The sequence below is a fragment of the Shewanella insulae genome, from assembly GCF_009831655.1.
GTDB lineage: Bacteria > Pseudomonadota > Gammaproteobacteria > Enterobacterales > Shewanellaceae > Shewanella > Shewanella insulae.
This window is the reverse complement of the sequence record NZ_WRPA01000012.1, coordinates 1-19,494: the sequence shown is the minus strand read 5'-3', so window position 1 is coordinate 19,494 and position 19,494 is coordinate 1. Positions and strand designations below refer to the sequence as shown.

At 54.2% G+C, this 19,494-nt stretch carries 17 protein-coding genes; 10 read left to right on the top strand and 7 right to left on the bottom strand.

Annotated features, from left to right (window positions below):
* The first annotated feature begins 3 nt into the window (after positions 1–3).
* On the top strand, positions 4–858 hold the full coding sequence (locus GNT65_RS13475; protein WP_160797044.1) for a tetratricopeptide repeat protein: 855 nt from the start codon (positions 4–6) through the stop codon (positions 856–858).
* Positions 859–890: 32 nt separating this feature from the next.
* Here the strand turns inward: GNT65_RS13475 and GNT65_RS13470 are convergent, their stop codons facing one another.
* From GNT65_RS13470 to metB, 5 genes are all read right to left on the bottom strand, one after another.
* On the bottom strand, positions 891–1,262 hold the full coding sequence (locus GNT65_RS13470; protein WP_160797042.1) for a hypothetical protein: 372 nt from the start codon (positions 1,260–1,262) through the stop codon (positions 891–893).
* Between the two features lie 31 nt (positions 1,263–1,293).
* A complete protein-coding gene (locus tag GNT65_RS13465) occupies positions 1,294–1,509 on the bottom strand; it encodes a cysteine-rich CWC family protein (protein ID WP_239880366.1) in 216 nt (71 codons plus the stop codon).
* 215 nt (positions 1,510–1,724) lie between these two features.
* Positions 1,725–2,615, bottom strand: a complete 891-nt coding sequence (gene metF, locus GNT65_RS13460) for a methylenetetrahydrofolate reductase (protein WP_160797038.1) — start codon at positions 2,613–2,615, stop codon at positions 1,725–1,727.
* A 272-nt stretch (positions 2,616–2,887) separates the two neighbouring features.
* A complete protein-coding gene (locus tag GNT65_RS13455) occupies positions 2,888–5,281 on the bottom strand; it encodes a bifunctional aspartate kinase/homoserine dehydrogenase II (RefSeq protein ID WP_160797036.1) in 2,394 nt (797 codons plus the stop codon).
* 19 nt (positions 5,282–5,300) lie between these two features.
* Positions 5,301–6,467, bottom strand: coding sequence for a cystathionine gamma-synthase (metB, locus tag GNT65_RS13450; protein ID WP_160797034.1), 1,167 nt, complete (start codon positions 6,465–6,467; stop codon positions 5,301–5,303).
* 224 nt (positions 6,468–6,691) lie between these two features.
* On the opposite strand from metB, the gene metJ reads away from it, so the two are divergent.
* Together metJ and GNT65_RS13440 are read left to right on the top strand one after the other, a co-directional pair.
* A complete protein-coding gene (gene metJ / locus GNT65_RS13445; RefSeq protein WP_011864325.1) occupies positions 6,692–7,006 on the top strand; it encodes a met regulon transcriptional regulator MetJ in 315 nt (104 codons plus the stop codon).
* 77 nt (positions 7,007–7,083) lie between these two features.
* Complete coding sequence (locus GNT65_RS13440) at positions 7,084–7,824, top strand: sulfite exporter TauE/SafE family protein (protein WP_338091782.1); 741 nt, start codon at positions 7,084–7,086, stop codon at positions 7,822–7,824.
* A gap of 65 nt (positions 7,825–7,889) precedes the next feature.
* Here the strand turns inward: GNT65_RS13440 and GNT65_RS13435 are convergent, their stop codons facing one another.
* On the bottom strand, positions 7,890–9,086 hold the full coding sequence (locus tag GNT65_RS13435) for a conjugal transfer protein TraF (protein ID WP_160797032.1): 1,197 nt from the start codon (positions 9,084–9,086) through the stop codon (positions 7,890–7,892).
* Positions 9,087–9,408: 322 nt separating this feature from the next.
* Positions 9,409–9,558, bottom strand: a complete 150-nt coding sequence (locus GNT65_RS13430) for a hypothetical protein (RefSeq protein WP_160797030.1) — start codon at positions 9,556–9,558, stop codon at positions 9,409–9,411.
* A gap of 37 nt (positions 9,559–9,595) precedes the next feature.
* Between GNT65_RS13430 and GNT65_RS13425 the strand changes: the two genes are divergently transcribed.
* The 7 genes from GNT65_RS13425 to GNT65_RS20555 form a co-directional block, all read left to right on the top strand.
* Entirely contained in the window at positions 9,596–9,925 is a 330-nt protein-coding gene (locus GNT65_RS13425; protein WP_160797028.1) for a cytochrome c family protein, read from the top strand.
* Between the two features lie 64 nt (positions 9,926–9,989).
* Entirely contained in the window at positions 9,990–11,702 is a 1,713-nt protein-coding gene (locus GNT65_RS13420; RefSeq protein ID WP_160797026.1) for a DUF3373 domain-containing protein, read from the top strand.
* Between the two features lie 44 nt (positions 11,703–11,746).
* A complete protein-coding gene (locus GNT65_RS13415; RefSeq protein ID WP_181006291.1) occupies positions 11,747–13,153 on the top strand; it encodes a tetrathionate reductase family octaheme c-type cytochrome in 1,407 nt (468 codons plus the stop codon).
* 386 nt (positions 13,154–13,539) lie between these two features.
* Positions 13,540–15,192 carry an ABC transporter transmembrane domain-containing protein gene (locus tag GNT65_RS13410; RefSeq protein WP_160797024.1) on the top strand — a complete coding sequence of 551 codons (1,653 nt, stop codon included), beginning with the start codon at positions 13,540–13,542 and terminating at the stop codon, positions 15,190–15,192.
* On the top strand, positions 15,192–17,291 hold the full coding sequence (locus GNT65_RS13405; protein WP_160797022.1) for a peptidase domain-containing ABC transporter: 2,100 nt from the start codon (positions 15,192–15,194) through the stop codon (positions 17,289–17,291). The genes GNT65_RS13410 and GNT65_RS13405 overlap by 1 nt, the downstream gene beginning before the upstream one ends.
* Positions 17,284–18,609, top strand: a complete 1,326-nt coding sequence (locus tag GNT65_RS13400; RefSeq protein WP_160797020.1) for an HlyD family type I secretion periplasmic adaptor subunit — start codon at positions 17,284–17,286, stop codon at positions 18,607–18,609. The genes GNT65_RS13405 and GNT65_RS13400 overlap by 8 nt, the downstream gene beginning before the upstream one ends.
* 9 nt (positions 18,610–18,618) lie before the next feature.
* A partial coding sequence (locus GNT65_RS20555) for a hypothetical protein (RefSeq protein ID WP_219822472.1) occupies positions 18,619–19,494 on the top strand: 876 nt, incomplete at its 3' end.

The window sequence follows — 19,494 nt, the reverse complement described above, 5'->3', positions numbered from 1 at the left end:
ATAATGAAAAGGATAATCAAAACACTCTCTGTAGGCTTAGCCTTTTGGGCTATCACATCGACAAGTTATGCATCGGGATTACCCGAGTGTGGCTCTGCCGAATGCAAAGAGTACTTCAAGGCCTATACCATACTGACCAAACGAGGTCATTCGGAGGCAATGGCAACACTGGGTGAGCTCTACTATGCTGGCTATGGCACAGAGAAAAACCCCAAGAAGGCTCTGAAGTGGTTTAGACGCGCCGCCAAATTTGGCAACACTACTGCGCAATACAAAGCCGCTGTGATGTACCTGCAAGATACCGACTATCAGGATGTGGACAAGGCCATCTCGTTATTGAAGCGCAGTATGAAGGTTGATTTCTCGCCAAGCGCCTTGATACTGGGCAAGGTTTACCTTAATGAAACTTTAGTAGAGCAAGACTTAGCCGAAGCCGACAAGTGGCTTTCAAAGGCCTACGAACTAAACAATACCTCTGCCAAGAGCTTTGCAACCAACTTAAAAAAATCCGAGTTGGCCAAAACCTTACCTTTGCCTAAGTTATATGCCATGGTTGAGGCGGACAAAAACACAAAACCGGGCAGCAATGCCCCCGTGGGCGAGATGGAAACTATTACCGTCACCGCCCCCGACTATAACCGTTACTTCGACGACGAGATTGCTCGTCTCAACAACAGCCGTCCCGACACCAAATCGGGCACAGGATCTAATATTGCAGGGCGTACCTGCGCCGAAATGTGGGCTTGTAGCAGTGAGGGGGATGGTGAACGTGTGAGAGACGTATTGTTATCTGACTGGGGAAGAGAAACTATTCCATTCAGACTCGAGGGACCTAACTACTACCCGAGTTCTCGTTAAGAAAAAAAGAGGCGATTTCGCCTCTTTCTACTTTATAGGGCGTCGAAATCGACGCGATAGGCCAACGCATCACAACGTAAAAATTCGGCACAATCGTTATTGATCTTATGATCGACACACTCCATAACAACAATGCCGTTGGCCCCCAGCTTCTGTGCCTTATATTTGAGGTTGCCAATCAGTAATGACTCGGTCGGCTTGGGCTGAGTGGAGCGAGTGCGACACATAGAGGTTGACACCCGCCCCAAAGAATCCGCCTTATAACGACTAATTTCGGCCACACTATACTCTTCCACCTTGGAGGTCTTTAACGCTTCCTCGGGTGAAATATTCGTTCGCACACTAAAATTGCTACATCCCGCCAGTGTGATCAATCCCAAGAATATGATGCCGGTACTTTTCATTGATATTCATCCTTAAACATTAAATAAATCATTAATCGAGTCTCTTCATACCCTGTTCAGCCTCCTTCCTAAGGGCCTCGGCGCAGGCCTGACAAATACATGAGTCTGGGGCTATGGCTTGGGGGATTTTCGCCTTGGGCACAAATTCCTGGTGATGACACCAACAGGTGTCGCCCTCTCGCCGAGCCGCCAGGGCGCAGTCATTAGGCTGTTGGCACAAGGGACAAAGACTCGCATTAGTATGCATAAGAACCATAGAAACTGAACATTAGTTAGTAACGTTAACACTCAGTCTCGGGTGGAACAATAGGAGAAGGCATAATGCAGCCAGTTGTCAGAACTTAGCACAGGAATTAAGTTTAAAAAGAGTCAACAGGCTAACCAAACCGTCTTCAGGGCCATCGCAGCAAAAAGCCTCACCGATTAGGGCGAGGCTTTGAATTTATGGCTATAGCCTGGACACTACTTGCCGGGCCTTACCCCAAGGGTGTGGCAGATGGCATAGGTCAATTCGGCGCGGTTCAGGGTATAGAAGTGGAAGTCTTTCACCCCTTCGCGAGACAGCACCTTGACCATGTCGATGGCCACGTTGGCCCCCACCATCTGACGAGTCGAGGGATCATCGTCAAGCCCCTCAAACTGCTTATGCAGCCAGCTGGGGATAGACACATTGGTCATGCCGGCGAAGCGTTTGAGCTGAGTAAAGTTAGTCACAGGCAGGATGCCCGGTACTATCTCCACATCGATCCCTGCGGCTACGCAGCGGTCTCTGAATCTCAGGTAAGACTCCACATCGAAGAAGAACTGGGTGATGGCGCGGTTAGCCCCAGCATCTATCTTCTTCTTAAGGTTAATCAGATCCGCCTGAGCGTTAGGCGCGTCAGGGTGTACCTCGGGATAGGCCGCCACCGAGATATCGAAATCGGCCACAGACTTGAGCAGACGCACCAGGTCGTTGGCGAATCGGGTCGGCTTAGGGCTTCCCGCAGGCAGATCGCCTCGCAGAGCGACGATGTCGCGTATACCCGAGTTCCAGTAGTGCTTCGCCAGCTCTACCAGCTCTTCATCGCTGGCATCGACTAGGGTCAGATGGGGCGCCGCCACCAGATCTGTCTCCTTCTGGATGCGCTCGATCACCCCATGGGTACGATCGCGAACGCCCGAGTTGGCCCCATAGGTTACCGAGACAAACTTAGGATTCAGCGGCTCCAGGCGTCTGATCGAATTCCAGAGAATGTTTTCCATCTCGGGAGTGGCCGGTGGGAAAAACTCAAATGACACATTGATATCACCATTAAGCTCAGACAAGCTTTGATTCAATGAATTGGCGTGTTGTGCGTGATGAAAAGCCATCTTAATTCCCTCAGACCTAGAGCAAAAATCATTTTAGACGTTTGGACGTCTATATGTCCATATACTAGAGAAACTCAGAGTGATGTCAAGCCCAAAAATTGACTCATTAAAAAACAATTTGTTTATAAGATAGACCCAAAGCCGAGCGGCAGGTACAGGGAAGTCGATCTCACCGAGTTGACCCGTCGAAACACCCTAAAAGGTAATAAAAAAAGAGGAGAGGAAGGGATAAAAGCTGGGCCGATACGCAGCTGCCGCATCGGCCCATAAGATCACTCTTGCAGGAGATCCCGGCAGATCTGCGCTAGATCCGACTGTACCGCCGCAGCCGTCACCTCACGCCCGGCACCCGGACCACGGATGATCAGCGGATTGTCCTGATAGAAATCGCTGCGGATCACGAAGACATTATCCCCCGGCGTCAGGTTGGCATAAGGATGGCTGCTATCCACCCACTGGATCCCCACCTTGGCCTTGAGTTGCCCCAGCTCTGAGTCCAGCGAGGCCACATACCTGAGCACCTTGTTCTGCTCGGCCGCCGCCTGATACTGCTGTAACATCTCGCCGTCAAGCTCCGCCATGCGGGTGAGAAAATCATCCAGCGGGATATCGGCCAGGTGCGTCGGCACCAGAGACTCCAGCTCGATATCGTCCAGCTCTATGTCGTAACCTATCTCACGGGCCAAGATCAATAGTTTGCGCTGCATGTCCCGACCGGAGAGATCGTCGCGGGGATCCGGCTCGGTGATCCCCAGCCCCTTAGCTTCAAGTACCAGCTGGGAAAAGGATTTCTTGGCATCATAGTGCTCGAACAGCCAACACAGAGTGCCGGAAAAGATACCGCCGACCGCCTCTATGCTGTCGCCGCTGTTATGCAGATCGTTCAATGCATGTTGCACCGGCAGACCCGCGCCGCAGCTGGCGTTATAACGCCAGAACAGACGGCGATTGCCCAACTGCTGTTTCAATTCTTGATAGAAGGCCAGCGGCCCAGAACCCGCCAGCTTGTTGGCGCTGACAATATGAATACCGCGGGCAAAAAACTCTGGGTATTGCAGGGTGAGATCGGCGCTGGCGCTGATATCCAGGGCGATCAACTCATCACAATTTAGCGCCTGCAACTGCTCAAACAAATGGGTGTACTGCCAACCGGTGCCGCGCTCCTCGAAAGCCTGCTGCCAGCTACTCAGATCGATATCTGTCTCACTCAGCAGCGCCTTCTTCGAACTCAGCAGTCCCACCAACTCGACGCTGACCTCCAGCTCCTTATTGAGCACTGGGCGAGCACGCTTGAACAGATCGATCCAGGCTTCGCCTATGTTGCCTATGCCCAGCAGCAGGACACCGATACGCTTACGCGGGCCGGCGCAACGTCTGTGTACCTTCTGAGTCAATAGGTTCACCTGGGCCTTAGGCACCAGAGTCACCAGGCTCAGGCCATCGTTACACAGAGGATGCGCCTCACGGCTCAGAAGACGCGAGAAGCCACGACGATAGAGGCTGGCATCGGCGCTCACCAGAGCCACCAGGCCGAGATCGTCGCGAAGCTGTAACTCATCTATTCCCAGCTCACTTCCCTTGGCCTCGAAGATGGCCTGAGCCTGCTTCTGATTCTCATGGGTAAAGGCCAATTCGGCGCGGCCATGGGCCAGTGACCAGTAGGCCAGTGGCGTCAGGCCCGCCTGGGCAAAACAGGCCAGCAGCTGAGGTAGTTCGACCTCGACGGTCAGGCTAAACAGGCTGACGCTGGAGAGGCTGGTGACCACAGGGGCACTGGCAGATGAGCTCTTAGGAGCGATAAGGGTGAAATCTGTGTGGGGCGCGTAGCTTGAACGCACCGCCAGGCTGACTTCGGTATCGAAAAGTGGCTGCAGAGTGCGGTTATGCAGCACGGGAGAGCCAAGATGCGCCAGGCGATTCGCCTCAGTGAGCGACATGCTCTTGAGCAACTTAGCGTCGTTGATCCGGTTTGGGTCGGCGTTAAACACCCCTTCCACATCTGTCCAGATGGTAACACGTTCGATATCCGCCAGGCTGGCCAGCAGAGTGGCGCTAAAATCTGAGCCGTTACGACCCAGCAGCAGGGTGTCGCCCTGCTCGTTGGCGCAAATAAAGCCGGTGATCACCAGACGCTCCTGGGGATGTGCCTCAAGCAAGGCCTTTACCTTCTGGCGCGACTCGCTAAGGCGGATCTGTGGCACGGCACCTTCGTCGGCCACTAACAGGGTGCGGGCATCCACATCCAAAGCTGCCACCCCAGACTCGCGCAGCAGCGCCGCCAGCAGACGGGAGGACCAGCGCTCGCCGAAACTTACTACCTGGTTGCGTTGATAATCGTTAAGTTCATCGAGTGACAGTAGGCTGGTCAGCTGCGACTTGTCGGTGGCCAGCCGCTCTCTCAGGCTGCGGGCCTGCTCGTTGGAGAGCAGCTGCTCGATCAGATTCTGCTGATAACTCACCAGCACCTGTAACTCTTCCTGCCACAGCTGATCTGTGTCGCACAGCTCCAGCAGGCGATATAAGAAATTGGTACTCTTGCCCGCGGCCGACACCACGATAAGATCATCGCTGTGGCCATGGGTCAGTAAAATGTGGGCGACACGGCGGTAACAATCTGCATCCGCTAAACTAGAACCACCAAACTTATGCAAATGACATCGTGTCATTATCTGCTCCTCAAACCCTTTAACTACTTACCGCGATAGCCGCTTCTAAACCCGCAAGAATATCTGCCACCAGATCCTCGCCATCTTCTATGCCCACTGACAAACGGATCAGGGTATCTTTAACGCCCGCCTCGCGACGGGCCTCTGGGTCCATGGCTCTGTGAGTCATGGTCGCGGGCACCGCCACCAGACTCTCTACGCCGCCCAGACTCTCGGCTACCGAGAAGTATTGTAACGCATCTAAGAAGGCAACGAGTGCCGATTCGCCACCTTTTAATTCAAAACTCAGCATAGCGCCGAAGCCCTTCTGCTGCCTGGCCGCAATTTCATGGCCAGGATGCTCGGCAAGCCCCGGATAATACACTTTTTCCACCGCCTTGTGGTCACAAAGCAGTGTCAATACTTTCTGGGCGTTGGCTTGGTGTTCACGAATGCGCACCGCCAGGGTTCTCAGGCCTCTCAGGGTCAGGTAGCTGTCGAAGGCCGACCCCGTCAGCCCGAGGGTGTTAGACCACCAGTGCAGCAGCTCGCCCACCTCTGGATCTTTAGCCACCACGGCGCCCCCCACCACATCGCTGTGGCCGTTGATATATTTGGTGGTCGAGTGCACCACGATATCGGCGCCGAGCAGTAGCGGCTGTTGTAAAACCGGGGAGAGGAAGGTGTTATCCACCACCACCTGGGCGCCCACCTCGTGGCTCACCTGGGCTATGGCCTCAATATCGACCACACGCAGCAGTGGGTTAGAGGGGGTCTCCAGCCACACCATCTTAGGCGACTGGGCCAGGGCCTGCTGCAACGCGACCTCATCGGTTTGATCCACCACCAAGAGCTTGAAGGCGCCCTTCTTGGCCAGGTTGGTAAAGAGTCGATAGCTGCCACCATAGCAATCGTGAGGCACCACCAGCAGATCCTCTGGCCCTAGCAGGTTGGTTACCAGGGTAATGGCCGCCATGCCGGTACAGGTCACCACGCCGGTAGCACCTTGTTCCAGCTCGGCAATCGCGTCACCGAGAATGGAGCGGGTCGGGTTGCCGGAGCGGCTGTAATCGAATGCCCGCGGCTGCTGATGCCCTTCAAACGAGTAGTTTGTCGACAGATAGATTGGCGGCACCACGGCACCGTGCTGGGTGTCTGACTCTATGCCTCGTCTTACGGCGGCGGTGGCTAGTTTACGCGCTGTCATCTTCAACTCCTCAATACGAATCTGGGCAGGCACCTCGGACAAAAGAGATGTCTGGACGTCTAAATGTACCTAAGCCGCTGGTGAGCGTCAACAACTTTTGGACGTTTAGACGTCCAAACATTTAGAAATCTATTTGCATTTGGCAAAAATTCGAGGCAATAATTTGACTGTAATTTGTAAGGGTTTAAAATCTGCACCGAATTTTAGAATTTACAGGTGAGTCAATGACTGAGTGGAATGGCGATTATATCAGCCCCTATGCTGAACATGGTAAGAAGAATGAGCAGGTAAAGAAGATCACTGTCTCTATTCCTCTTAAGGTGCTTAAGGTGTTAACCGATGAACGCACCCGACGCCAGGTCAACAACTTGCGTCACGCCACGAACAGCGAACTGTTGTGCGAGGCCTTCCTGCACGCCTATACCGGCCAGCCACTCCCCCAAGACGATGACCTGTCTAAAGACAAGCCTGATAGCATCCCCGCCGAAGTCAAACGCCTGATGACAGAGATGGGCATAGAGTGGGAAGAGATGGAGTAAGCCACTCACACACGAATTGACGGAGGGATCGCTTGGCGATCCCTCTTTAGTTTTCAACCTTAGCCTGGAACATTGCAGTGCCTGCACTTGTGCTCGATCCCCAAATCCTGGCGCTAGCCTCGCTTGTCGTCTTCATCGGCGCCCTCACCCAGAGCCTGATCGGCTTTGGCATGGCGGTAGTCGCCGCGCCCCTGCTTTACCTTATCGAGCCATCACTGGTGCCTGCACCCGTGATCCTGATGGGCTTCTCTATCGCCCTGCTGACCCTGTTACGCGAGCGTGGCGCCCTGGAGTTCAACGGACTGCAATATGCCTTGCTGGGACGCATCCCTGGCGGCTTAATCGGCGCCAGCCTGCTTCTGGTCGCCCCCCAGGCCGTACTCGGCATGACAATCGCCATTATCGTTGCCATCGCCGTACTGCTGAGCCTGCTCAGGCTCAACCTGGTGGTTAACCGTCGCAGCCTGTTTATCGCCGGGGTGATCTCGGGCATCTTCGGCAACATCGCCGCCATCGGCGGGCCGCCGCTAGCCATACTGCTTTCGGGCAAAGATGCCAAACAGTTTCGCGCCGCCCTGTCGGCCTTCTTCATCTTCAGCTCCACCATCGCCATGGTGATCTTGGGGCTTACCGGCCTGCTTACCCTGCACCACTTCTACTGCTCGGCGCTGCTGCTCCCCTCTGTGCTGCTGGGTTACCTGACGGCTAACCGTCTGGTGGGACGCATAGACAAGAACAAGACCCGTATCATGACACTGGTGCTCTGTAGCCTGAGTGCCATCCTACTGGCAGCCAAGTCCTTAAGCTCCCTGCTCTAATACAGGTTCTAAAAAGAGAAGGCCGGCATCACTGCCGGCCTTTGCATTCATCAAGAAACATGCCCTTAGAAATGATAAGAGGTCTGGATCACGCCACCTACGGCGTCATCTGTGCCCACTAGGCCCGTCAGGTCCAGATTAAAGGAGCGCCCTATGGTAAAGCCTGTACCTAAGGTATAGAGATTACTGCTGGTGTCTTTCATATCGTGACGATATCCCACACGTAGGGCCAGCCAATCGGTCGCCCGCATCTCGCCACCCAGACGCCAATACTGGGTATCACCTATCTCATCGAAACGCTGATGGCTATTGAGATCCACATCAGTCGTTACACTGAAGTTATCCCAGTCATAGGCCACCCCTAAGGTATAGAGGGCCTCGACGCGATAGGTAAACTTCCGCCCCAGGGCCTCTACCGTATCTATCTTCTGACTCACCAGATTACGCCCCGATAACCCCAGAGTCATGCCATCGATTGGCTGCATAGCCACGCCGATATCCAGATTCACTACGGTATCGTCGTTGCGATACTTGCTATCGTCGAAGTCATCGGCATCGAAGTTATTGGCACTTACCACATAGTTATAGGTGTCGATGCGCTGCAGCTTGGGCGAGATACCTATGGCCACAGGCATGTTAACTATCGACAAGGGGAAGCTCAGGGCCACCCCCAGATCTGAGATGGCACCGGCAACCACGGCCCCCTGAGAATCCAGGTCGGTGACCTGAGGCGGATTATTGGGATCAAGGTTGGTCAGGGTGTCTATGTCACTGTCTTCGATCACCGCCACGCTCACCGCATCGATATAGGTCTTGTAAAAAATCGACATAGGCATACGCTTTGTGGGTAAAACGACGGAAAAACCTAGTCCCACGCTGCCATAGGCATTCTCGCCATCGAGGGACTTAAGATCGGCAACCAACATGTCACGATAGCTGCTAATACCCGCCACATCACTGGCATTAATGGCCGCCTCCAGGCCATCGTAGGAGGCCTGCAGGGCGTCAAACTTATCGGTAAGCTCATTGATATTCGATGCCTCGGCGCCCAATACAGGCAGCATTACGGCACCGCCTGAATATTTAGGGGCATGAATGGCTAACAGAGCGGGGTTAATAAAGGCGGCCCCTTCACGGTTAGAGGCTGCGACTCCGGTTCCGCCCATGGCGTCACTGCGGGCCTCGTTGTAGAGAGAAGCGGCAGACGCCAGAGAGGCACTGCCAGACAAGAATACTGCGATGACCAAGCTAAGGTATTTCATCTCATTCACCCCGTTCATTATTTTTGTTCTCACTCAGGAATCTACCCGAGTCGTCTTTAAAGATAGACTAAGTAGGCAAAAAAGTGCGTTCGAAGCATATCCATCAACCACTTTTTTTCAAATTATTTTGCCGCCCTTCCCACTCACACAAAAACCTGCCAATTTCGTTAGCAGCCTTCCCTGGCACAACAGACCTTTTTGCAATACAAAAACAAGCATAAATACCTATTTAGATAGACCTGAAATAATAAAATGTGATCTACTCAGGCACTTTTACCCCGAGAACAAGATCACAATATGACAAAAACAAAAAATTAAACACTTATATTTCAATAAATTGAGCACCATTCATTAGATTTTTATCCATGATATTTTTATCAATTAGATTTTTTTCATGAAAGTGATCAACATCAAGTTTACAACTACCTCCTTTTGGTAAATTTTCCAACAAGAAACAAGCATTTTGTTTCATGTTAATAAATCGCTCAGAGTAGCGATTAAGGAAAATGATGATGAAAAACCTCGCCAAAATAGCTACATGCTTACTCCTCACCCTCTCAGTAGGCGGACAAGTTTACGCCGTCGACGGTGGCAACCCAAAGAAAGGGAAACACCTTTATAAAAAAGAGTGTAAAGCCTGCCACAGCAAGGGCGACACCGCCGGTGAACTCACGCCTATGAGCAAGACCATGAGCCAATGGGATCGTTACTTCAAACGTGACATGCATAAGGTAAAACCGGAAGTCTTCGAGAATCTCTCTGAAAAGGATCGTTTAGACATCCAACAGTTCCTCTATGACCATGCGGCCGACTCAGATCAGCCACAGACATGCGGTTAACCACAGCTTTCATATTCGAAGCGCTCATTCACCGCTCCCGATGAGCGCCTAAGGAGAGATTCACATGCGTACTCTACTGTCTATTCTGATCGCTAACGCCCTGGCTATCTCAGGCTCCGCCTATGCCGGTGATAGCGATGCGCAAAAAATTGCCGAACTAAAACAACAACTCGCCGATCTCACCGAAGAGATCGATGACATTAACAGCCGCGTCGACAAGAACGAGCGCCACACCGCCCTCGACCGCATACAAATCACCGGCGATTTCCGTACCAAGGCCCATTCATTGCATTACCAAAATGTCACCTGGAACCCTGCAATCAAGGTAGACTTCAATGATTTTGGTGCAAAAGCCATGTCTGGTGCCTTTGGTATGCCCAACGATCCCGCCTCCCCCTTGGGACAGATGATGCAGGCCAACCCGGATCTGGCCGCCGCCTTCCAGAGTGGTATGCTGCAAGGCGTGATGCCCTACGTCTTGGCGCCCAAGACCACTCAGGACATCAACAACGACATCTTCTACACCACACGCCTGAGACTAAACCTCAAGGCCAAGGTATGGGATAACGTCAACTTCGCCGGTCGTCTCAGTATGTATAAAAACTGGGGAGACTCTACCGGCGTGCAGGTGTTCGATTCCTGGCGTTCATTCACCATGGATGGCACCAACAGTGGTAACACCAGCGGTGACTGGCTCCGCGTAGAACGCGCCTACTTCGACTGGAAAAACATTGGTGGTTCAAAAACCTACCTATCTATCGGTCGCCGTCCTTCAACCTATGGCCCACCAACCCAATACCGTGAAAATGAGATGCGTGGCGGCACGCCATCGGGCCATCTGGTTAACTTCAACTTCGATGGTCTGACACTGGGCTACAAACTGGGCGAGATCACTGGTATCGACGGTCAAGTGGTGCGTTTCTGTTATGGCCAGGGCTTCGAGTCACAGTGGGGCAACGGTGAGATGTTTGGCGATATCGTCACCAAAGACACCCACCTGGGCGGCTTTAACATAGATGCCATCAACGACGGCAACCACTTCCTGCAAATCACCCTGTTTGGCGCCAAAGATATCAACGACGGCTTCAAGGGCACCATGGCCTTCCCGACACAGCTGGCCGGCATCTTCGCACCGACCATGTACCAAGACATGCAGAAGTTCAGCAACTTCAACTTCCAGACCCGAGTACAGCCTAGCGGCGTGATCGGCGACATGTACCTGGGTGGCATAGGCTACGCCTACGAGAGCGATGAAGACTTCAAGGCCTTCGCCTCATTCGGCTGGACCCGCGCCGAAGGCAACGGTAACGCCGGTATGTTTGGTGGCATGCTCAGTGATGCGGTCTTCGAGGCACAACTCAACGCCGACGGCAGCGAGATCATCATGATGCCTAGCGCCGCCGACGAAGCCGACACCAAAGATGGTTACGGTATCTATGTGGGTATTCAGGTTCCCGCGCCATACGGCAAGTTCGGTCTGGAATACAACTATGGTTCCAAGTACTGGACCCCATTTACTCAGGCCCAGGACGACCCTGTCGGCAGCAAGCTGGCCACACGCGGTCATGTCGCCGAAGCCTACTATATGTTTGATATCAACCCTAGGATGTTTATCAAGCTCGCCGGTCTCTATTACGACTACGAATATACCGGCAGTGGCACTCCAGTGGGCGCACCGCAAAAAGTGGATGACGTGATCAATGGTTCTGCTTTCTCCATGTTGCCTGTGGTCGATACCGCCTATGACCTCAACGCCTCACTCGTCGTCAACTTCTAATTAAAATATCTCCCCCGGCTGCGGCCGGGGGTAGGGAATGCACCATGAAACACTCACTTTCTCTCACGGCGATGTTTGCCGCCGGAGTTTTCGGCCTGGCCAGCCTCAATGCCGTCGCCGATAACCCCCATAAGGAAGCCATTCAAGGCCCCTTTACCCAAGGCTCTCAGGTGACCGAGCAGTGCATCGAATGCCATGAAGATCACGCCAAAGACTTTATGAAGTCGTCCCACTGGACCTGGGAGCTGGAACAGGAACTCCCCGGCCGCACGGTAAAACGCGGTAAGAAGAACGCTATCAACAACTTCTGTACCTCGATTTCAGGCAACGAACCCAGATGTACCAGTTGTCACGCCGGCTACGGCTGGAAAGACAACAACTTCGACTTCAGCGACATGACTAAGGTCGACTGCCTGGTGTGCCACGACACCACAGGCACCTATATCAAAGACCCTGCCGGCGCCGGTGAGGCCCTGGCTAAGGTCAACCTGGAGCGCGTGGCGCAAAATGTTGGCATGCCGGTGCGTGACAACTGCGGCTCTTGCCACTTCTACGGTGGTGGCGGCGACGCGGTCAAGCACGGGGACCTCGATTCCTCCATGGCCTATCCCGACAAGGTCACCGACGTACACATGGACACAGACGGTAACGACTTCCAGTGCCAGACCTGTCACACCACAGAGCAACACCAGATCACCGGCAATGCCATGGGCGTTTCGCCCGGTGGACAGAACGATATCGGCTGTGAAAACTGCCACGATGGTGCGCCACACACCAACAAGCGCCTCAACACCCATACGGCCAGCGTCGCCTGTCAGACATGCCACATACCTTTCTTCGCCCGCAACGAGCCCACCAAGATGAGTTGGGACTGGTCAACCGCAGGACAAGATCTACCAGAAACCAAGGATGAAAACGGCAAGAAGACCTTCCAGAAGAAGAAAGGCAGCTTCGTGTGGGGCAAGATGGTTAAGCCAGAATACGCCTGGTACAACGGCAAGGCCGATGCCTACATGGCAGGTGACAAGATGGATCCTACTAAGGTCACAAAACTCACCGCGCCACTGGGCGATATCACAGACAAGACCGCCAAGATCTATCCCTTCAAGGTGCATAGAGGCAAGCAGATCTATGATGCTAAACAGAACATCATTATCACTGCCAAAACCTATGGCAAGGGTGGCTACTGGAGTGAATTCGACTGGGATAAGGCCGCCAAACTCGGCATGGAGGCCAACGCAAGCTTAGCGAAACAGGGCATCAAGTACAGTGGTGAGCATGGCTTTGCCGAAACCGAGATGTGGTGGCGCATCAACCACATGGTTTCGCCAAAAGATCAGGCGCTCAAGTGTAACGACTGCCACAACAAGGGCAAACGTTTAGATTGGCAAGCCTTAGGCTACGAAGGCGACCCAATGAAGAACAAGAAAGGCCCTAAACACGCTAAATAGTTTTCCCATCGTCATCTCCCTGCAGCAAAGAGGTCTGGTTCGCCAGACCTCTTTTTTTAGCCCTCACCTTAATTTCACCTTATCCATAGAGAATAAGATCTCCTAATCCACTTCAACGCAAGTAGAACCCTTACTCAATCACGGGTAACTAAAATGGAACCAAGTATTAGATGGGTTAGTTTATTTACATCCAAGTGAACCTAAATGCATCAACGCGACGTACACCTGTTAAGCAAAGGTAAAAGTTGGCTTGAGTTGAGAGAAAAACAGTAACAAGAGTAGAAATTTGTCTTATATCTAAAATGAAAACAAGCTGCTAGCTTTGGTTATAGCAACTTTGAACTACACTCTTGTTTAATCACTAATTATTCCAAGGGACAACATAGATGGTTAAAACCTTTCGTTTGCTCGCACAGAATCAATCGTTCAACGAACTGCTCCTGGCCTCTGTGTTTATCAATCTGCTTTCACTCGCCCTGCCTTTCACCATGTTACAGATCTACGATCGTATCCTGCCCAACGAGGCGCATGGTACAGCAACGGTTCTTGTAATTGGAGTTGCCATCGCCATCCTGCTGGAGCTGATACTCAGATACGCCCGCAGCTGGCTACTCGGCGCCTCGGCGGCCAACTATGAACTGCACACCATCACCCGGGTGGTTAAACGCCTGCTCAATGCCGATTATCATCACATAGAAAACTTAGGGACAGGCAAGATCTCCCACGGCATTCACAGCATAGCGGCGATGCGCGACATCTATTCTGGACAAGCCGCCGTCGCACTGATGGATTTTCCTTTCGTGGTTATCTTCCTTGCTTTAGTCGCCTACATAGGTGGACCTCTGGTATTTATCCCCCTACTGGTCTGGCTAATCGCTGGCATAAGAGTATGGCAACTCGGACAGAAGCTCTCTCTCGCCACCAAGGAACTGAGTCTGAGTCAGGATGAACGTACCCGTCTGTTGATGCTGGTGCTCTCCGGTCTCACCACCACCAAGGCAATGGCGCTTGAGTCCCGCATGACCTACGCCTATAAGAAGATCAATCATCAACGTCTGGCTCAGCAAGAGGAGGTCGACTGGTTGTCGGCGAAACTTCAGGAACTGATCCAGGGCACCGCCCAGGCCACCACCCTGTGCCTGGTAATGATTGGCTGTTTTGAGGTACTTAACGGTAACCTGACCACAGGTGGCTTGGCGGCCTGTTCCATCCTGGCTGGTCGCGCCGTCGCTCCCTTAAGCGCCATCGGCAGCCTGAGGGCCAAATATGTCAGTGCCAAGGAGGCGATGGATCAGGTCAATGCTTTGATCGCAACGCCTCAGGAAACCTTTAACGGCCAGACCCGCTATCAAGAAAAGCTGCCCCTAGGCCCTATCCGTTTGGAGAGTATCTGCGCCGAAAAGACCAGCGCCCAGCTCGACAACATCAGCCTCACCATACCCGCAGGCAGCATCGCTACCGTTACCTCCAACCCCATGACACATGCCAGCCTGCTACTGAGCACCATAGGCGCCTTTCACCAGCTAGATAGCGGGCAGATAGCCATCGCGGGTGTGCCGCAGCAGGATCACGACGGCTTCGAGTACCGTCAGTCTATCTGCTACGTCCCTCCCTGGGCCAGCCTCTTCAGCGGTACCATCTTAGAGAATATGACGCTGTTTCGTCGCGAGCGTGAGGCGAGTGCCATGGTGATCGCCGACCAACTCGGCCTATCGGCCACCCTGGCGCAGCTGCCGGCAGGTTATCAGACCCAGGTTGGCAGCAATGAAAACCAGGTGCTCAACAAGGGGGCTATCAAGCTGATCGCCTTGGTGCGAGCCCTGGCACAATCCCCATCTATCCTGTTGCTGGACGAGCCCATGGTTTCACTAGATGCCGACTCTCAGAGCCGTCTGCTGCAGGTGTTAGCCGAGCGGCGCGGGCAGATGACAGTTGTTATTGCCTCCTATTTTGACGAGGTCGCTACGCTAAGCGATATGCAGATCGCACTCGGCGAGCACGGCGAGCTGGCCAGCCAAGATCAAGGAGGAGCGCGCTAATGAATCAGCCCCTGGATCCTATACACCTACCCAAGTCACTACTGATCGCCCTGTTCCATCAGCTGGGCCTCAGCGTGCAGGCCAGCAACATCGGCAAGAGCGATCTCCACGACAGGCTCACCCACCTCGAAGCCTATATTCTGCTGAAGAAGCATCATGTGGGTATCAAGGTGCAGGCCCTGGACGCCAACCTCCTGGTCCACAGCGTCTACCCCTTCATCTTGCTGCCACAGGATGGCGAGCCTATGGTAGCGCGGCGCAGTAATCACAGTTTTCAATACTTAAGCCAAGATAATCAATGGCTCGCACTCGACAAACTGCCGAGCGTCGGCCATGTGTTTCTGGTGGAAAGTCTACCGGCCCAGAGCCGAAACAGCAGCGTCTTTGCCTCCCATCTCGCTAAGCTCAGGCCTTGGTATCACCCCATCTTCTGGCTGAGCCTGCTCTCCAGTCTCGGCGGATTGGCCATCCCCCTCTTTACCATGGCGGTGTACGACAGAGTCATCGGTGGTCAGGCGCCGCAGATCCTGCCAAGCATCGCCCTAGGGGCTGCACTAGCCCTGGGGATATTTGTCGCCAGTAGGCTGCTTAGAGCACAGGCTTTGGCCAATGTCAGCAATCGTTTCGCCAGGGATCTTTCTGGCATCACCTTCAATCGTCTGCTGAGTATGCCCCTTGGCCTACTCTCGCGTGTAGGACTCTCCAGTCATCTAGCTCGGATGCGCAACGCCGAGAAGGTGCGCAGTCTAGTGGCTGGCCCTGGCGGCGCTGGCCTCATCGATCTGCCCTTTACCCTCATCGCTCTGGTCGCCATCACTCTATTGAGTGGTTTTCTGGTGTTGGTGCCGCTGGCCATGTTGCTGATCTTCTACCTGGTGATGAAGGCGCTGGACAGGTTTACCCAGGCCGCCGCACCCACCATCAGCGGCGAGTATCAGAACAGCCTCAACGAACTCTCGACTCATCTGCTACCACTAAAGAGTGCAGGCGAGAGCGGCGCCTGGTACGAGCAATTTATGCGCCGCGCCCGGGAAAATTGCCGGCAGAACTTTCTCTACAGCAAGCGCACGGGACTCAACGCAGCGGTGGCTCATGCCATGGGGCTGTTTACCGCCCTCGCCACAGTATTTACCGGCATCTTCCTGGTGCTCAACCAGAGCATCACCCCGGGGGCCCTGATCGCTTGCGTCATGTTGATCTGGCGGATCACAGGGCCAGCGCAACTGGCTTTCGCCTCGCGACAAAAATTTACACTACTCAAGGGAGCGATCGACCAATTCGATCGTTTCATGGCGGTCACAACAGAGTTCAATGAACTCAGACTCGACTCACCGGACCTTAACAAAGCACCAACGCTCTCCTTCAAACACGTCACCCTTAGATACAGCGGCGACAGTGAGCCAGCACTTTCAGGCGTCACACTCGATATAGAAGCAGGCGAAACGGTGGCCATCATAGGCCCTAACGGTAGCGGCAAGACCTCGCTGCTACTCACCACCATAGGGGTTATCGAGCCCCAGGCCGGTTTCGTCACCGTCAATGGCAAGAACCTGAAGCAGTTCGACCCTGAGATCTTCCGTCAGTGGGCCGCCTACAGCCCCACCAACAGCGAGCTCTTACCCGGCACCCTGGCGGACAACCTGCGCCTGGCCAAGCCAGAGGCCAGCGACGAAGAGCTTAAGCAGGCTATTACCGATGCCGGCGGCGCCTCGCTGCTGCAGGCGCTGAAACAGAACATAGATGCCAACCTCTTCTCCCGCGGCACCAGCATGTTCTCTGCGGTAGAGAGCAGCTATATCAGCCTGGCAAGAGCCCTGTTGAAAGGCTCCCCCCTGCTGGTGATGGATGAACCGATAGCCAATCGAAACCCTTTTGCCAGACAGGCCTTTATCAAGACCCTGAGAAACCTCAAGGGCAAAACCACAATCCTATTCACCACACATGACCATTCGCTCATTCAGCAGGCGGACAAGGTGGTGATCCTCGACAAGGGCACAGTGGTCTACGCCGGCCCTCTGCCAAACCAAGACAGCGTGGTGACACAAAGTGAAACCAACCAGGACTCAACCCCCACCATGGAGGCCTCACAAAATGAATGACAGCCAACTCACTCAGCATTCCTGGCCTGAACACGAATTTACCGAGGCCATCGAGGCGCCCGCCGAGAAGCGCGCCATTCGCCGCATCACCTTCTTTATCGCCGCGGCCGTCTTCATTCTGCTGATCTGGTCTATCTTTACCAACATAGAGGAGATCGCCAAGGCCAAGGGCCAGGTGGTGCCACTCGGCCACAGGCAAGTGATCCAGAGCCAGACCGGCGGCACCCTGGCATCGATCGCCGTCGCCGAGGGAGACCTAGTCCAGAAGGGTGACCTGATAGCTAACTTTGTCGCCACCGACAGCCAGGCCCTGAAAGAGGAGCTACAGAGCAAGCAGGCCAACCTTGAGCTGAAGATAGAGAGATATAACGCCTTCCTCGAAGAACGCGAGCCCGACTTCAACGCCTATCAGCTAGGCTTCCCCGCCCTGGTGGCTCAGCACGTCAACGCACTGGCACGAATGAATCAGGAGAAGCAGGCGATCATCGCCCTGTCCGAATCTGACGTGGCCAAGTCTGAGGCTGAGCTGGCCAGCATCGAGCAGGAGATCACCCCACTCAAGGATCAGATACGCTCGGTAGAACAAACCCTCAAGATGATGAACTCGGTTAAGGAGCAGCAGGCGGTTTCTAAGCTCAGGATGCTGGAATCGCAACAAAAACTTGATTCCTATATTCGTGAACTCAAAGTCTTGGAGGGGCGTCGCAGCGTGCTGCAACGCAACATAGATAATCAAGAGAAACAGCTGGCACAGAAAGAGGCGAGCCTCTTCAACGAGGTGGGTGAGAAACGCACCGACGCCCAGGCCGAGCTGCTGGGCATTCTTGCCCGACTCAAATCCTCTGACTCCCTAGTGCAGCAGAACCGGGTCACCTCACCGGTGGATGGCATCATTCAATCTATCCCCAACAACTCGGCGGGTAGCGTGATCCAGCCCGGCGGTACAGTGGCGGTGATCGTCCCCACCACGCCCACGGCGCTGCTCGAGGCTAAGCTGTCCCCCAGAGACATAGGCTTCGTCACCGTCGGGCAGAAGGCACGCATCAAGATAGATGCCTTCGACTACAGCCGCTATGGCGCCATCGATGGTCTGGTGAAGAAGATCTCTCCCAGCACGGATGCTGACGAGAAAGGCGGCGTCTTCTACAAGGTACAGATAGCCATCGACAAACCCTACTTCGGCGATCAACCCGATAAGCTGGCGCTGATCCCTGGCATGACGGGAGAAGCCGACATAGTGACAGGTGACAAGACAGTCTTCCAATACCTGTGGAAGCCTGTATTTACCAATGTGACCGAAGCCTTTGGTGAACGTTAGGAGAACGCCATGAGCCAAGATAAGCGCCCCAACACGCAGCCTCAGGACGAATCTAGTCAGGTTAGGAATCAGCAGGCTAAGCCGCAAACCAATTCGCAGCTGGCGAGCGAGCCGGAGCAGTTAACAGAGGCTCAGCGACGTGAGCGCGAGGCGAAACGTCTCGCCAGAGCGCAGGACAAGGCGGTCGAGCAGCTCAAGGCCGAAGAGTATCGCGATGGCAAGACGGCGAGCCGCTTCAATCAAGATCTGGTGGCAGATAAGCCTTGGCACACGGCAACTAGCGCGGACGAGGTACCAGAGGAGCTAACCACAGATCTGGCAAGTAGTGCAGATCTCGACCCCACGGCTCAGGGCGACTTAACACCAGACTCAACAGAATTAGACGATAAGATAGCGTCATCGGCGCAGTCTCAGGAAAGCCAGTCTCAAGAGACTCAGCCACAAGAAACCCTCGCACAAGAAACTCAAACGCCAGAAGCACAAGGAAATGCGGCACAGGTGCAAAACAAGTTAGCCCATCGCGCGCCACAGACCACGGGCATAGAGGAATTTAGCGGCTTCGATAAAGGCACAACCCAGACCCCAAACCTGACGCCTCTTGCCCACGCCCTCATCTCAGGCGGCAAGCCGCCCGCCTTTCAGGTGACCCTGACCACCAGCGAGACACCCACTCACAAGCCACCACAGCCGAGTACTCAGCACCCAACAACTGACCGCCCCACTACCGACCCTCAGGTCTCGCTGACAGGAACTAGTACTGGCACTGGCACTGGCACTGGCACTGGCACTGGCACTGGCACTGGCACTGGCACTGGCACTGGCACTGGCACTGGCACTGGCACTGGCACTGGCACTGGCACTGGCACTGTCACTGGCACTGGCACT